This is a genomic window from Sphingopyxis sp. JAI128, assembly GCF_014207235.1.
GTDB lineage: Bacteria > Pseudomonadota > Alphaproteobacteria > Sphingomonadales > Sphingomonadaceae > Sphingopyxis.
The window spans coordinates 402,584-418,331 of the sequence record NZ_JACHDA010000002.1; the positions used below are offsets into that span (position 1 = coordinate 402,584).

The 15,748-nt window shown below is 64.9% G+C and carries 15 protein-coding genes; 4 read left to right on the forward strand and 11 right to left on the reverse strand.

The features are described from left to right. Positions 1–17: 17 nt before the first annotated feature. Together HDC35_RS05920 and HDC35_RS05925 are read right to left on the reverse strand one after the other, a co-directional pair. Positions 18–734, reverse strand: a complete 717-nt coding sequence (locus tag HDC35_RS05920) for an extensin family protein (protein ID WP_311770723.1) — start codon at positions 732–734, stop codon at positions 18–20. Positions 735–771: 37 nt separating this feature from the next. Then, positions 772–2,178: a cytochrome P450 gene (locus tag HDC35_RS05925; protein WP_184644636.1), complete on the reverse strand. Its 1,407-nt coding sequence runs from the start codon at positions 2,176–2,178 to the stop codon at positions 772–774. A gap of 171 nt (positions 2,179–2,349) precedes the next feature. Between HDC35_RS05925 and HDC35_RS05930 the strand changes: the two genes are divergently transcribed. Beyond that, a complete protein-coding gene (locus HDC35_RS05930; RefSeq protein ID WP_184644638.1) occupies positions 2,350–3,234 on the forward strand; it encodes a peptidase in 885 nt (294 codons plus the stop codon). Here HDC35_RS05930 and HDC35_RS05935 read toward each other — a convergent pair. The 8 genes from HDC35_RS05935 to HDC35_RS05970 form a co-directional block, all read right to left on the reverse strand. Beyond that, positions 3,231–4,556, reverse strand: a complete 1,326-nt coding sequence (locus HDC35_RS05935) for a dicarboxylate/amino acid:cation symporter (protein ID WP_184644640.1) — start codon at positions 4,554–4,556, stop codon at positions 3,231–3,233. The two genes, HDC35_RS05930 and HDC35_RS05935, sit on opposite strands and share 4 nt — an antisense overlap. A 47-nt stretch (positions 4,557–4,603) precedes the next feature. Beyond that, the gene (locus tag HDC35_RS05940; RefSeq protein ID WP_184644642.1) at positions 4,604–5,947 is read right to left on the reverse strand and encodes a dicarboxylate/amino acid:cation symporter; all 1,344 of its coding nucleotides are present in this window, start codon (positions 5,945–5,947) and stop codon (positions 4,604–4,606) included. Between the two features lie 83 nt (positions 5,948–6,030). Beyond that, positions 6,031–7,821 (reverse strand): SLC13 family permease, encoded by a 1,791-nt coding sequence (locus HDC35_RS05945; protein WP_184644644.1) that lies wholly within the window; start codon positions 7,819–7,821, stop codon positions 6,031–6,033. 7 nt (positions 7,822–7,828) lie between these two features. Further along, entirely contained in the window at positions 7,829–8,905 is a 1,077-nt protein-coding gene (gene aroC, locus HDC35_RS05950) for a chorismate synthase (protein ID WP_184644646.1), read from the reverse strand. A 4-nt stretch (positions 8,906–8,909) separates the two neighbouring features. After that, positions 8,910–9,440 carry a GNAT family N-acetyltransferase gene (locus HDC35_RS05955; protein WP_184644648.1) on the reverse strand — a complete coding sequence of 177 codons (531 nt, stop codon included), beginning with the start codon at positions 9,438–9,440 and terminating at the stop codon, positions 8,910–8,912. Further along, positions 9,433–10,260: an SDR family oxidoreductase gene (locus tag HDC35_RS05960; protein ID WP_184644650.1), complete on the reverse strand. Its 828-nt coding sequence runs from the start codon at positions 10,258–10,260 to the stop codon at positions 9,433–9,435. The genes HDC35_RS05955 and HDC35_RS05960 overlap by 8 nt, the downstream gene beginning before the upstream one ends. Beyond that, positions 10,257–11,342: a YihY/virulence factor BrkB family protein gene (locus tag HDC35_RS05965; protein ID WP_184644652.1), complete on the reverse strand. Its 1,086-nt coding sequence runs from the start codon at positions 11,340–11,342 to the stop codon at positions 10,257–10,259. Before HDC35_RS05965 ends, HDC35_RS05960 begins: the two co-directional genes overlap by 4 nt. A 3-nt stretch (positions 11,343–11,345) precedes the next feature. Further along, the gene (locus HDC35_RS05970; protein WP_184644653.1) at positions 11,346–12,263 is read right to left on the reverse strand and encodes a DnaJ C-terminal domain-containing protein; all 918 of its coding nucleotides are present in this window, start codon (positions 12,261–12,263) and stop codon (positions 11,346–11,348) included. Between the two features lie 134 nt (positions 12,264–12,397). Here HDC35_RS05970 and pdxH point away from each other — a divergent pair, with 134 nt between their 5' ends. Together pdxH and HDC35_RS05980 are read left to right on the forward strand one after the other, a co-directional pair. Continuing rightward, positions 12,398–12,976: a pyridoxamine 5'-phosphate oxidase gene (pdxH, locus tag HDC35_RS05975; protein WP_260397554.1), complete on the forward strand. Its 579-nt coding sequence runs from the start codon at positions 12,398–12,400 to the stop codon at positions 12,974–12,976. Beyond that, positions 12,973–13,803 carry a PhzF family phenazine biosynthesis protein gene (locus HDC35_RS05980; protein ID WP_184644658.1) on the forward strand — a complete coding sequence of 277 codons (831 nt, stop codon included), beginning with the start codon at positions 12,973–12,975 and terminating at the stop codon, positions 13,801–13,803. The genes pdxH and HDC35_RS05980 overlap by 4 nt, the downstream gene beginning before the upstream one ends. 342 nt (positions 13,804–14,145) lie before the next feature. Here HDC35_RS05980 and HDC35_RS05985 read toward each other — a convergent pair whose 3' ends face one another. Then, positions 14,146–15,303 (reverse strand): serine hydrolase, encoded by a 1,158-nt coding sequence (locus HDC35_RS05985; RefSeq protein ID WP_184644660.1) that lies wholly within the window; start codon positions 15,301–15,303, stop codon positions 14,146–14,148. Between the two features lie 79 nt (positions 15,304–15,382). On the opposite strand from HDC35_RS05985, the gene HDC35_RS05990 reads away from it, so the two are divergent. Then, positions 15,383–15,733 (forward strand): hypothetical protein, encoded by a 351-nt coding sequence (locus tag HDC35_RS05990; RefSeq protein ID WP_260397556.1) that lies wholly within the window; start codon positions 15,383–15,385, stop codon positions 15,731–15,733. Positions 15,734–15,748: the final 15 nt, after the last annotated feature.

The window sequence follows — 15,748 nt, forward strand, 5'->3', positions numbered from 1 at the left end:
GCCCCGGGGTCAGGACCCTAGCGGCACACCGACCAGCCCGCCGTCCGCACCGCCATGTCGAGGTGGAAATGGTCGGCGTGGGCCCGATTATAATCGGGCGACAGCACCGTGCCGAAGAGGCCGCACGAACCGTCGCGTACCGCGCGCAGAAATTCGCTTCTCCGGTCGCCATCGTCCCAATCGTTGATCAGCGAAATGCGCGTCCCGTCGGAAAGCACGAAGGCCGAAATGTCGATCGCGTTCGCAGTGGAATGTTCACTCTGCGCTTCGCGCCCCGCGATCTTGCGGCAGTTATAGCTGCCCAGATTTTCGATTTCGACGACCCTTTGGCCGAAATATTCACGGGCGAGCCGCTGGACGACATCGCGCGTCCACAGCGTCATGGCGGCGGTCACCGCGCAGCCCGGTGCGGCATTTGCGGGGCGCATGGTCGGGACAAGGCGATTGCCCGTCAGCACCATGCGCTGGCTCGCGCGGCATTCGCCTTCCCCGATCGGCGGGCGGCGTTCATACCCCTCCCCCGCCCGATCGAAGGCGGCGAAACAAGCCGCATCGTCGCTTACCAGCGCGCGCAGCTTGCCCTCGGTCGCCCAGCCCTGCGGGTGCGCCAGTTCGAACCGCGCCGCTGGATTGTGCTGGGGGTTCGCGCGCAGCCATTCCATCGCGCGGATCGCGCCGATGGTCAGCAGCAGCGCAAGGCCGAAGCCGATGAGATAGGGGCGCGCATTCTTCACAGCCCTCCCTTGGCGGCTCGCGCCGCGCCGGGCAAGATCAGAGCGGCTGGAAACGCACGGTCAGCCCGTCCTTGGGGCGCGGGATGGGCAGCACCTGCCATTCGGGCGCATAACCCTCTGCCACCTCGATACGGTGCGTCGTCACCACATGATGGAAGAATATTTTCGCCTGCATATAGGCAAAATGCAGCCCCAGGCACATATGCGCGCCGCCACCGAAGGGGACCCACGCATATTTGTGGCGCCCGCGCGCAACCTCAGGCGAAAAGCGCATCGGATCGAATCTATCGGGTTCGGGCCAATGCTCCTCCATCATGTGGGTGAATGCGGGGCTGACCCCGACCGACGTGCCCGCCGGGATGCGATAGCCGCCATATTCGAAATCCTTGAGCGCGCGGCGCGGGAAGCTCGGCACCGGGGGCACGAGCCGCAGCGCTTCCTTGAACGCCCATTCGGTCATTTCGAGCTGGCCGAGGCTGTTGTGCCCGACTCCCTCGCCCGCGGGAGCCACGGCGAGCATTTCTTCGCGCAGCTTGTCCTGCCATTCGGGGTGGCGCGCCAGCTCCCAGACCAGCGTGGTGATCGAACTGGTGATGGTATCGTGCGCCGCCATCATCAGGAAGTTCATATGGTCGACGATCGCCTCGACCGACATATATTCGCCGTCATCATCGCGTGTGCGGCAGATCTGGCTGAACATGTCCTCGCCCGTGCCCTCGCGCCGCTCGGGGACCATCCGGCTGAAATAATCGACCAGATAGGCACGCCCCTTCGCGCCGCGGCCCATCGCGGTGAAGGGCAAGGGCACGCGCACGACACCGATCGACGCCTGCACCATGTCGACGAAGGCCTTGTTGACCTTGTCCGCCTCCGGCCCCCAGGGAATGCCGAGGAAGCTGGTTGCGGCGAGGTCGAGCGTCAGCTCCTTGATCGCGGGATAGAATTTGAAGGTCTTGCCGCTCCATTGGCCGATGCGGCCCTTGATCCCTTCATTGAGCGATTCGGCATAGTGGCGCATCGGTTCGGGCTTGAACGCCACCGACAATATCTTGCGGTCGGCGCGATGCTTTTCGAAATCCATCAGCATCAGCCCGCGCGGGAAGAGCAGGTTGAGCACCGGACCCCAGCCCTGTTCGGACGAGAAGATCTTGTCGCGGTCGAACATGACGAGCTCGTTCGCTTCCGGCCCGTGCAGCGCGACGCTGCGCCCCCCGAAACTGTTGTTGCGATAGACGCGGCCATATTTGGCGACCATGCGGCGCGTGAAGGCGGGATAATCGCGGAGTTGTTCGAGCGTGTTGCCGATGACCGGCATGCCGTCCTCGCCCGGGATATGATCGATCGCGCTGTCGGGATTGCGCGGCAACCAGTGCCGCGTGTCGGGACCGAAGCGCTTTTCGGACCACAGGCTCTTCGCAGGCTGGATATTCGTCGGCGCGTTCATCGGTCCATCCTTGTCCGTCAAGTTCCAAACCCGAGGTAACGCACTACTGACACTGTTGCAAGTAAGCGCTTTCACCGGGCGGGACACCATTCACCGCAAATTCAACTCGACTCGCGCAATTTGGGGTCCAAGGTGCCGGGTCGCGTCCGTTGGACCCAAAAGGAAAAAACTATGGCGAAGAGTATGAAGCGCCCCCTCTCGATCGCGCTTGGCGCGCTCGCGACGACCACGCTCGGCGGCTGCTATTATGGCGACGTCTATGGTGCAAGCTACGCCTCGGGCGGCGACTGCGCCGCGCGCTATGGCAACGCTTATTACGGCTATGACGGCTATGCATATGACGACGGCTATGGATATGATTGCTACGATGCCTCGGACTATGGCAGCGGATTCGTCAATATCGGTTTCGGCGGCGGCTGGTACGACAGCTATTATTATCCCGGCTATGGCCTGTGGATGTTCGACAACTACCGCAACCGCTATCCGCTCCGCGGCCAGTATCTGAACTATTGGGGCGGGCGCCGCGCCTGGTGGAAACATCATGGCGGTCGCAAGGATTGGAAGCCGGGACGCCCCGGCTGGCACCATGGCGATCGCGACGGTAAACCCGGCGACGGCAGGCCGGGACGCCCCGGCGGCTGGAACCGCGGTGACCGCGACGGCGACCGCCCGGGCGCCACGCGCCCCGGCCGCGGCAACCCCGGAACACCCCCCGCGGCCGGCAATCCCGGCCGGCCGGACCGGGGGCCGGGACGTCCGGGCCGCCCCGGCGGCTGGAACCGCGGCGACGGCCATCCCGACGGACCGCGCGGCCCGCGTCCCGGCCGCGGCGCCGGCAATCCCGGCGCACCCCCTGCCGCCGCCGTGCCGGGACGCCCCAGCGGTGGACCGGGCACCGTCCGGCCGCGACCCGAACGCCCGGCTCCCGTCGCCAGTCCGCCGCCCGCCGTGCGGCCAGCGCCGGCCGTCCGGCCGGAGCCTGCTGCGCGCGAAAAGCTGCGGACCCTGCGCCCGGCCACGGCGCCCAACCGCAACGGACGCGTCCGCAAGGATTAGGAAGACGTGTCGGCGGGTACGGGTTTCGTCGCGCCCGCCGATACGACCGTCGCGGCGACGAGATCGCCGATGACGTTCAATGTCGTGCGGCACATGTCGAGGAAGCGGTCGACGCCGAGGATCAAGCCGATGCCTTCGGGCGGGACGCCGACCGACGCGAGGATCAGCGCAATCACCGGGAGCGAGCCCGCCGGAACCCCCGCCGTACCGATCCCGCCCAGGATGCAGACGAGCATTACGACGACCTGTTGCTGAAGCGTCAGGTCGATACCGAAAAATTGCGCGAGGAAGATTACCGTCACGCCCTCGAACATCGCGGTGCCGTTCTGGTTCGCGGTCGCGCCGATCGTCAGCACGAAGCGCGCAACCTTGTCGGGAAGCCGAAGGCGATCGTGCGCGACGCGCAGCGCGGTGGGCAGCGTCGCGTTCGACGAGGCGGTCGCGAACGCCATGACAAAGGCCTCCTGCGTCTCGCGAAAAAAGGCGACCGGCGATTTTCCGGCCAGCGTCTTGAGCAGGATGGGAAAGACGATGAACATCTGGATCGCGAGCGCCAGCAGCACCACGCCGACAAAAGCCGACAGGCGGACGATCAGGTCCCAGCCGAATTGCGCGGCGAGGTTGAACATGAAACAGAAAACCGCGATCGGCGCCAGCCGGATGACAAGGCCGATCAGCTTCATCACCACATCGAACACGCCCTCGATCACCGTCTTCAGCGCTTCGGTCTGCCGCGTGCGAACGAGCATCAGCCCGATGCCGAAAAACAGCGCGAAGAACATCACCGCCAGCACGTCGTTCGCCCCCATCGCCGCGAATATATTATCGGGGACGATCGCGACGACGGCATCCATTCCGGTCTTTGCCTCGCCAGCGCGATCGGCGATCGCCTGCGCGCCCGCGGCGCCTTCGGCCATCAGCGAGCGCGCGAGCGCCGGATCGACTCCCGCGCCAGGCTGGATCGCGTTGACCACCGCCAGGCTGACGATGACCGCGATGGTCGAAACCGCGATTGTGTAAACAAGGGTGCGAAGGCCCACCGTTTTCAGCGCGCGCATTTCGCCCATCTCGGCCACGCCGACGATCAACGCCGATACGAGCAGCGGGATAACGAGCATGAAAAGCAGCCGCAGGAATATCTGGCCGAGCGGCCCGGTCACATAGGTGGTCAGCCCCTCCACCCACGCCGCGTCGGGAGCGCCATAATGGACCGCAAGCCCCGCGATCAGCCCGGCGAGAAAGCCGATAAGCATCCGCCAGCGCAGTTGGCGGGCGCGGACTTCATCGCGCGCGGCCTGATCGATTGTCGTGGCTTCGGCCATAATGTGCTCCCTGCTCGCCCCCATGTGGGCGGGCCGAAGCTCGCGCGCTACGCGGTATCGGCCGCTGGCTTGCCCCCCCCCGCGTCCTCACTATCACGAATGTCGAGCCCGCGGGTTCCATGATGCTGGGTATGCGCCGGCGCGTGCGGCCTTTCGGAGAACGCGGGGTCTGGATGTTCGAGCATCCCTTCCCATTTGGTGATAACCGAAGTGGCGACCGCATTGCCGACGACGTTGGTCGCAGTGCGGCCCATGTCGAGGAAATGGTCGATCGCAAAGACGAGCGCGACACCCTCGACCGGCAAGTCGAACATCGCGAGCGTTGCGGTGATGACGACCAGGCTGGCGCGCGGCACCGCGGCGATCCCTTTCGACGAGACCATCAGCGTCAGCAGGATCAATATCTGCGTGCCGATCGACAGTTCGATGCCATAGGCCTGCGCGATGAAGATCGTCGCGAAGCTCGCATACATCATCGAACCGTCGAGGTTGAAGCTGTAGCCGAGCGGGAGGACGAAGCCCGAAATGCGGCGCGGGACGCCGAAGCGGTCGAGCTGCTCGAACAGCTTGGGCATCGCGGCTTCGGACGAGGCGGTAGAAAAGGCGATCAGCAACGGCTCACGGATATAGCGGACCAGCGCAACGATCCGCGCGCGAAGGAAGATCGCCCCCGCGCCGAGCAGCAGCACCCAGAGCATTACGAGCGAAATATAGAATTCGATCAGCAGTTCGGCATAGGTCGCAAGGATGCCGAGACCATTTTGCGCGACGACCTTCGCCAGCGCGCCGAACACAGCAAAGGGCGCAAGACGCATCACATAGCCGGTGATCTGGAGCATCAGTTCGGCAAGTGCTTCGGCGCCGCGCACCAGCGGTTTGCCCTTTTCGCCGAGTGCCGTCAGGCCGACCCCGGCGAACAGCGAAAAGACGAGGATCTGGAGAACGTTGTTTTCCGCCATCGCCGCGATGACGTTCTTGGGAAAAACATGTTCGATGAACTCGAACATATCGAGCTTTTTCACCTCGCCGACCGACTGCGCCGACGCAGTCATGTCGACCCCGACGCCCGGCTGGAGCAGGTTCACCATGATGAGGCCGAGGCTGATCGAGATCAGGCTGGCGATAATGAACCAGGCGATCGCGCGCGTCCCGATGCGGCCGAGCGCCGAGCTGTCGCCCATATGCGCGATGCCGGTGACGAGCGTGCCAAGAATCAGCGGCGCGACGAGCATCTTGATGAGGTTGAGGAAGATGGTAGCCAGCGTACCAAAGCCGCGCAGCCAATATTCAAATGCCTGGCTGTCCGCGGGCACAAAGACGCGGACCAGATATCCGACGACGATGCCCAGAACCATGCCGATCAATATGTACAAAGTAAGGCGACGCGCCATCCAATCACTCCCCTGTCCCGCCCCGGCGGAAATTGTGGCGCGGGGGGTAACAGGGTGGCGCGCCGCGGGCAATCGCCGAGGCGTCAGATAAGGAGACTTATCGCGACGCAGGTTGCCGCGCCGACCGCGAGGGTGAGCGGGATGCCCGCGCGGAAGAAGTCGACGAAGCGGTAATTTCCGGCGGCGTAGACCAGCGTGTTCGTCTGATAGCCGATCGGGGTCGCGAAGCTGGCCGATGCCGCAAACATCACCGCCACAACGAGCGGATAGGGATCGACGCCCAGTTCGCGCGCGATCGCGATCGCGAGCGGAGTGACCAGAATGGCGACCGCATTGTTCGTCACGATCTCGGTCAGCAGCACCGAAATGACATAGGTTGCAACGACCAGCGCCCAAGGCGGCACGTCGCGCAACATCGGGGTCAATTCCCCCACGACGAGCGCGACGCTGCCCGAATTTTCGAGCGCGAGACCGACGGCGAGCATTGCAAAGATCAGAACGAGGACGTTTCCGTCGATCGAATCCCACGCCTCGTCGGCATCGATGCAGCGCGTGAGCAGGATTAGCCCGACACCGATGATCGCCGCGACGCCGATATCCATGATGTTGAACGCAGCGAGCAGGATCACGCCGGCGAGCGCCCCGATGGCGATCGGGGCCTTGCTGCGGCGAAACTCGCGCTCGCTGGTCGAACCGACGCCATAAAGGTGCGGATTGCCGTACATTTCTTCGATCTGTTCGGTGGGCCCGGTCACCAGGATGCGGTCGATCGCCTGAACCCGCGCGTTCGGCAGGTCGGGGCCCGCAGTCTTGCGGAAGCGCGCGATGCCAAGAATGCGCACCCGGAGCATCGACAGAAACGGAATCTCGAGCAGCCGGCGACCGATCGCGGGATGGCTGGGCGCGATCATCGCCTCGATAATCCCTTCGTCGTCCTGCCCGACCTCGTCGTTGCCGGCCGTCAGCCCGATCACGATATTCTTGTTCGCCCGCAGCGACAGCAGCTCGGACAGATCGAGTCGGACGACGAGGCGGTCCTCCTCCTCGGCAACCTCGTCTAGCAGGCCCGACCGTCGCAGCGACGCCCCGCGTTTCAGCCCGACGAGCTTGACGTTCGCGCGTTTCGCGAAGGGAATGTCGCCGAGCCGTCGACCGATCAGATTGCTACCCTTGGGGATGCGGATTTCCGTCAGGAAGCTGCGATGTTCCTGGCTGAGCGCGATCTGAGAAGGCGCATCGTCTGGAAGGAACCGCCGCGCGATGAAGATCAGCGCCAGAATGCCCGATACACCGGCGACCAGCCCGACGGGGGTGATGGTGAAGATGCCGAAGCGGTCGAGCCCGTTCTCCTGCGCCACCGCTGCCACCAACAGGTTGGTCGATGTCCCGATCAGCGTGGTCGTGCCGCCGAGTATCCCGACGAACGACAGCGGCATGAGCAGCCGTTTGGCACTGATCCCCAGCGCGTTCGCCAGCTTCAGCATGATCGGGATCATCACGACCACGACGGGCGTGTTGTTGAGAAAGGCCGAGGCGACATAGACGCCGAGGAACATCTCCGCGAGCGCCAGCTTCGGACGTCGCTGCGCGCGCGCGATGATGCGGTTGGCGATCGCGTCGAGCGTCCCGGTGCGCAGCAACGCACCCGACAGGATGAACATCGCGCCGATCGTCACCGGCGCGGGGTTCGCAAAGACCGAAAACAGATCCTTCCCCGAAAGGATGCCGAGGAACAGGAAGGTGCAGGTGCCGAGGATCGCGACGACCGTCGCGGGAAAGCGTTCGAGCACGAACCCGACGAACATCAGCGCCAGCACGACCAGCCCGATGATGGCCTGATATTCGCCGATGAAGTGCCGCGCGCCGTCGATCATCTGCGGATCAGCCGTTCTGCGCCCGGTGGAGCAATTTGTGGTCTGCAAGGACGAGCGCCATCATCGCCTCGACCACCGGCGCCCCGCGGATACCCACACACGGGTCGTGGCGGCCCTTGGTGACGATGTCAGTCGCCTCGCCCGCCCTGTTCACGGTCGGAACGGGGGTGAGGATCGAGCTGGTCGGCTTGAACGCGACGCGCACGACGACCGGCTGGCCGGTCGAGATGCCGCCCGCGATGCCGCCGGCGTTGTTCGATAGGAAATCTGGACGGTTGCTACCGTCGGTCGCGGGGCGCATCGGATCGGCATTTTCCTCGCCACGCAGCCGCGCGGCGTGAAAGCCGGCGCCGATCTCGACGCCCTTCACCGCGTTGATGCCCATCATCGCGGCGGCAAGGTCGCTGTCGAGCTTGGCATAGATGGGGGCGCCCCAACCGGCGGGGACGCCGCTGGCGGCGCATTCGATGACGGCGCCCAGCGAGCTGCCCGCCTTGCGCGCCGCGTCCATCAAGCCCTCCCAGCGCTGTGCGGCGGCGGGGTCGGGGCAGAAAAAGGGGTTGCGATCAATCTCTTCGAGGTCGAAGTTCGCGGGGTCGATCGCATCGCCGCCGATTTCGGCCACCCAGGCATGGATCTGCACCTCCGGGATCACGAGCCGCGCGACGCCGCCCGCCGCGACGCGCGCCGCGGTCTCGCGCGCGCTCGACCGGCCGCCGCCGCGATAGTCGCGGATGCCATATTTGGCATCATAGGCATAATCGGCGTGGCCGGGGCGGTAGGCCTGTGCGATCTCGCCATAATCCTTCGACCGCTGGTCGACATTCTCGATCATCAGGCTGATCGGGGTGCCGGTGGTCTTGCCCTCGAACACCCCCGACAATATGCGCACCTGATCGGGTTCCTGCCGCTGCGTCGTGTGGCGCGACTGGCCGGGGCGGCGCTTGTCGAGATAGGGCTGGATGTCGCTCTCGGACAACGACAGGCGCGGCGGGCAGCCGTCGACGACGGCGCCGAGCGCCGGCCCATGGCTTTCCCCCCAGGTTGTGAAGCGAAGAACGCGTCCGAAGCTGTTGAAACTCATGGCCCTACCCCAAGCGGTCGAATGCGGATGCATAGTCGGCGCGTCCGCCTAGCGGCCAAGCCGCGTTCGAGTCCAGCATCATCGCCATGAAATGCGGACCCGCAAAGGGCGATGCGAAGCGCGCCGCGAGTTCGGGCGAATAGCCGAAACGCGGATAATAGGTTTCGTGACCGAGGACGAAGCTGATCGCGACGCCTTGGCCGCGGAGCGCGTCGAGTCCCGCGCGGATCAAGGCATCGCCGATGCCTTGCCCTTGCCGCGCGGGCACGACCGAGACAGGCGCGAGCCCCGCGGCGGCAAGCGCGCCGCCCTCGGTCTCGACGTCCATCCGACTGAACAGCACATGCCCGGCGATTGTCCCGCCCTGGTCAGCGACAAGCGACACGATCGCGTCGCCGTTGGCTTCGATTATCCGCACGAGTTCGGCCTCGCCTTGGTGACCGAATTCGGTTCGGGCAAAGGCGGCGCGGATTACGCTGTCGATAGCCTCGTCATCCTCCGCACGCGCGGGGCGGATGACGACGGAATCAGGCAAGCGCAATATCCGGCGCGTCTTCCTGTTTCATGCCGACGGTGTGATAGCCCGCATCGACGTGATGCGTTTCGCCGGTGACGCCGCCCGAAAGGTCGCTGAGCAGATAGAGCGCAGAGCCACCGACATCGTCGATCGTGACGTTGCGGCGCAGCGGGGCATTATATTCGTTCCATTTGAGGATCAGGCGGAAGTCGCCGATACCCGATGCCGCCAGCGTCTTGATCGGCCCCGCCGAGATCGCGTTCACGCGCACCCCCTGCGGGCCGTAATCATTGGCGAGATATTTGACGCTGGTTTCGAGCGCCGATTTCGCCACGCCCATGACATTATAGTGCGGGATGACCTTTTCGGCGCCATAATAGCTGAGCGTCAGCAGCGAACCGCCGCCCTTGCCCGTTTCGGGGTCGACGGGCGTCATCATCGCCGCCGCGCGCTTGGAGACCGCGGTGAAGCTGTAGACGCTGATGTTCATCGTCATCAGGAAATCTTCGAGCCCGACGTCGGCATAATGGCCGCGCAGCGCCTCTTTGTTCGTATAGCCGATCGCGTGGACGACAAAGTCGATCGTCGGCCAGCGCGCGCCAAGCGTCGCGAACGCCGCGTCAAGATTGTCCATGTCGGCGACGTCGCAATCGATCAGGAAATCGCAGCCGAGCTCGTCGGCCAGCGGCTTCACCCGCTTCAACATTACGTCGCCCTGATACGAAATCGCCAATTCCGCGCCGTGCGCGTGCAGCGCCTTTGCAATGCCCCAGGCAAGCGATTTGTCGTTAGCAAGGCCCATGATCAGCCCGCGCTTGCCCTTCATCAGACCCGTCATTTTTCTTCTCCGGCCTTTTTGGCTTCAAACTTCACATCGTCGACGCGCCCAATAGCGTCGTGGCCCAAATCCTCAACCTCTACCAAGGCAGCATTGAGTTCGGCGCCCATCACCATACCCAATCCGACGAGATAGAAAAAGAAGAGCGCGACCATCACGCCCGCAAGGCTGCCGTAGGTGGCATCGTAGCTGAGCAGGCTGGCGAGCAGCGGCGGCAGCGCGAGGGTGACCCCGATCCACCACAAGGTCGTGAACAGCGCGCCCGGCCATTTCGGGCATTTTTTGAGCCGCCGGTATTTTGACGGCGTCAGACTGTAAAAGAGCATATAGATCGCAAGGAACAGCCCCGCACCCGATACGCCGCGCGAGATCAGGACGACCCCCCACGCCTGATATTGTTCGGGCAAGACGCGCGTCACAAATTGTTCGATGCCGACGATCAGCACCTGCATGCTGAACGACAGCAGCATCAGCACGACCGCGCCGGTGATGATCCCGATCGACAGCAGGCGATAGTGGAAAAAGCCCTTGGAAAAATGCGTACCATAGGCGCGGCGCAGGATGTCGCGCACCGTTTCGATCAGGCTCCCCACCGTCCACAGCGCGACGAGAGCCCCGAGCCACAGGAAAATCCCCGTGCGCGCCGTCATCACTTCGCGGATCGGACCCGACAAGGCCCGGGCAACCGTCGGCGGCATGGTCGAAAAAACCGTCTCGACCACCCGCTCGCCCCCGACGCTGCCGCCGAAAAGCGACAGCGCGGCGGCCAGCAGGATGAAGAAGGGAAACAGCGCGATCAGCGCCAGATAGGCAAGATTGCCGGCGTGGATGAAGCCGTCGGTATAGGTACCCACGATGACGCGGCGGACGATATGATAGGCGCGCGTGCCGGGCCCCAACTGCTCGCGCCCGCGCTCCAGCATCCCCTGCGCACGGGCGCGCAGCTTGACCCGCTTCGCGCGCTCCGCGCGTGCTTCGGGCGAGTGTGGCGAATGCCCTTCGGCCAGATATTCCTTGCCGACCTCGTCGGCGACCTCGCGCTCGAGCGCCGCGACGCTCTGCTTGTTGCTGGCTTCAGCCACGCGTCACACGCCAAGCTCCGCCCGCACGTCGCGCGGATCGGTCCATTCGCTGAGCAGTTTGATCAGCGCGGCATCATCGGCGGGCAGATCGACCATCAGCCGCACAAGTTGGTCGCCGCGTCCGCCGTTTTTCCGGCCGAAGCCCTTTCCTTTGAGGCGCATCACCTTGCCCGACGAGGAGCCTGCGGGGATCGATAGCATCACGGGGCCGTCGACCGTCGGCACCTTGACCTTCGCGCCCTTGACCGCTTCGTTCAGCGTCACCGGCAGGTCGAGGCGGATGTTCGCGCCCTCGCGAATATAAAAGGGGTGATCCTTGACCGTGATCGTGACGATGCCGTCGCCCGTGCCGCCAGGCCCGGGCTGCCCCTTGCCCGCGAGGCGCATCTGCGTGCCGGTTTCGACCCCGGCCGGCAGTTTCAGGTCGATCGTGCTGCCGTCGGCGAGCGTGATGCGCTGCGGCGCCTGCGTGGCGGCGTCGATGAAGGATACCGACAGGCGATAGGCGACATTGGGCCCCTTTTGCGGTGGCGCGCTGCGCCCGCCGAAGCCGCCGAACGGCCCGCCCGCTCCGCCGCGGCCGCCGAACAATCCTTCGAAAATATCGCCGAAATCGGCGCTTTCGTTCCCGAAACCGCCCTGTCCGCGCGGATCGCCGCGAAACCCGCCGCCGCCGCCATAACCGAAGGGCATCGCGGGATTGCCGTCGCCGTCGATCTCGCCGCGATCATATTGCGCGCGCTTCGCCTTGTCGGACAGAAGGTCATAAGCCTTGGTCACGTCGGAGAATTTCTCCGACGCCTTTGGATTGTCCTTGTTCTTGTCAGGATGCAGTTCCTTGGCGAGCTTGCGATAGGCGGACTTGATTTCCGCATCGCTCGCAGTCTTCGCAACGCCCAGGGTGGAATAGGGATCGGCCATCTTGCTCCTGTAGCCCGATAAGTGACTGGGCGTGAAGCCCGATTGCGCGTGCCATGTGGTAATGGGCGGCGGCGTGGTCAAGTTCCCCCATATCGCGCTCGACCATGTCCGCGCGGCGCATTATGACCGCAGCGATGACCGACGATCCCCTTGTACTGTTCGACAGCTGGTTCGCCGAGGCGCGCGCCAGCGAACCCAACGACTCCAACGCCATGGCGCTCGCGACGACGACGGCCGACGGCCACCCGTCGCTGCGCATGGTGCTGCTGAAAGGCCATGGCCCCGATGGGTTCGTCTTTTACACCAATCTCGACAGCCGCAAGGGCGGCGAGTTGGCGGAAAATCCGCATGTCGCGCTGCTCTTTCACTGGAAATCGCTGCGCCGGCAGATCCGCATCGAAGGCCCGGTCGAACCCGTCGACACCGCCACCGCCGATGCCTATTTCGCGACGCGCAGCCGCGACAGCCAGCTCGGCGCATGGGCGAGCGACCAGTCGCGCCCGCTCGACGCCCGCGCGACCTTCGAGGTGCGCTTTGCCGAAATGGAGGCGCGGTTCGCGGGGCAGGACGTGCCGCGCCCGCCGCGCTGGTCGGGCTGGCGCGTTAATCCCTCGCGAATCGAATTCTGGCAGGATCGCGCCCACCGGCTGCACGAACGCACGCTGTTCGAGCGCGCCGGCGATGGTTGGACGAAAGGATATCTCTATCCATGAGCGCCGCACGCCGTCTTCCGATCAGTCAGGTCGATGCCTTTGCCGACCGCCCCTTCGCCGGCAACCCCGCGGCGGTGATGCCGCTCGAGGAATGGCTCGACGATGCGACGCTGCAAGCCATCGCGGCCGAAAATAATCTGGCCGAAACCGCCTTTCTGGTCCCCGACGAAAGCGGCGAAGCCGATTATGAGCTGCGCTGGTTCACCCCGGCGGTCGAGGTAGCGCTGTGCGGCCATGCGACGCTGGCGAGCGGGCATGTGCTGCTGTCGGCGGCGCAGTGGCGCAGCGACATGCGCTTTCGCACGCGCAAGGCGGGCATATTGACGGTGGCGCGCGACGGCGACGACGACGACGGTCCCGGCCGGTATCGCATGAAGCTGCCCGCCTATCGCGCGGCCGCCAAGCCGATGCCCGATGTCGCGCGCGCCATGGGGGGCGACGTGGCCGAGACATTGTGGCACGACGGCGGCTATGCGCTGATCGTCTATCGCAGCGCCCAAGCGGTGCGCGCGCTGGTGCCCGATCTGGCCGCGCTGAGCGAGAGCGATGTCCTGTATATCGCGACCGCGCCCGGCGCGGGCGATCCGTCGGGCGCCGATGTCGTCAGCCGCGCCTTCGCGCCGGGCGCCGGCATCCCCGAAGACCCGGTGACCGGATCGGCGCACAGCGTCCTGGCGCCCTATTGGGCGACGCGGCTCGGGCGCGACCATTTCGCGGCCTATCAGGCAAGCAAGCGCGGCGGCCATGTCGGCTGCCGCCTCGACGGCGACATGGTCGAACTCAGCGGCACCTGCGTGACGACGCTGGTGGGCAATTTCCTCTTGTAAGGCAGAGGCTTTTGACGGCTAGCGACCGGTTGCGGAAATCGAACGGTGGCCTATGCTACATAGATGGACGAGAGAATATGCCGTAAAAGGCTGACAGTTGAAGAACGGTGGGGCTGGATTGCTGCTACCAGCGTCGGCGTTCCTATATTCATGTTCCTCTTGATAATGGACATATTCGGGGATTGTGCGCCGAATACCGCTTGCAAACATGGGTTTCTAACGCAGGTCCTCGTTCCTTCTTTAGTGATCGGAGTTGGCATCGGCTTACTCGTGCGATGGGCCATTAAGATGGCTCGGAGGAATGACAGCTAACCACTCCAAAGCCGACATTAAGCCGGCATCTCAAAGCGCTTCCGTCAGGTCGGCGAGATGGCGGCGCAGTTCGGGAAACTGATCGTCGGTCGTTACGCCGAGCCGGACGATCGTCACCCTCTGCGACGGCGAGACGATGATATATTGCCCCTGATGCCCGATGCACGCGAACAGGTCGTTCGGCCCGCGGTCGGGCCAAAGCGCGGGAGTCACGCCGGCCGGCCGTTTCCGGTTGAGCCAGATATGGCCGCCATATCCCGCATCCTTTGGCGAGGGCGTCAGCATGAAGCGGATCCAGGTTTCGGGCAGCAACCGCTGGCCGTTCACGACACCGCGATTGCGCAGAAATTCTCCGAATCTTGCATAATCGCGCGCCGTCGCATGCATGATCGATCCGCCGATCATCGTCCCGCGTGCGTCATATTCGGGGGTCAGGCTGGTCATCCCGAGTGGCTCGACCAGGCGGCCGCCGATGAAATCGCGCATCGCGTCACGCCGGGCGTCGGGGTTGTTCGACGGCGTCAAGGCGTCGGCCAATATGTCCGACAGGATCACGCTGGTCGCCGAACTATAGTTGAAAATTTCGCCGGGCTGGGCCGCCGCGGGCTTCGCTTCGGCAAACCCGGCCATATCGTCGGCGGCGCTGCCGAACAGCATCGTCACCGTGTCGCCCTGCCACACCGGATCGCCCGTTTCGACATGCTCGAGCCCCGACGACATGTGGAGAAGGTGGCGCAGCGTGATCGCGCCGCGCGGATCGCCGCTGCGCTGCCACGCCGCCACCGGGGCCGGCCCGTCGAGCGACAACTGGCCGTCGGCAACGAGAAAGCCGGTAAGTACCGCGGTGATGCTTTTCGCCATCGACCAGCTGATCAGCTTGCTGTCGGCACCGAAGCCCGCGCCATAACGTTCGTAAATCAACTCGCCGTCGCGCAGTACGAGGAGCGCGCGCGTCTGTCCGACATCCTCGGCATCGGTGAACAGCGCGTCGGCGCGGGTCCGGATCGCCGCGGGCAAGGCCGGCAGCCGCTGCGGCGTATCGACCGCGGCGACACTATCGATCGAAGCGCCGAATTTCGGCGCGGGCGATGCCGGCGCCATATTGCCCTGCCCCACCGCCTGGCCGAACGACCAGACGCCGAGCATCGCGAGGGCGGCACTTGCCAGCAGCCGTTTTTTCGTGATCATGACACGGGTGACTAGCACCAACCCGACCGGTCCTTCAACGGGCGAGGAAAGGCCCGCGACGCCGACGCCGGCCGCTGCCATGCCGCCGTCCGTCAAACGCTCCGAAAAGCCGCGCCGCGCGGGCGGCTGCCTGCCGTGGACGCTGGCAATCGCGGTGCTGTTCGGCGTTTTTGTGGTCTGGAAATTCCCGTCGTTCAAGGCGCAGGCCGAACTGGGTTCGGCCTATGCCGCGCGCATCGGCTGTTCGTGCCGTTATGTGCAGGGGCGCAGCCTCGACAGCTGTCAGACCGATTTCGAGCCCGGAATGGAAATGGTTTCGCTGAGCGAGGATCCCGCGACCAAGACGGTCACCGGCAGCGTTCCACTGCTTGCATCGCGCAGCGCGCGTTACGCCGGTGCCAGCGGTTGCCTGCTGGCACCCGAAAACTAGCCGGATCGCGCCGGG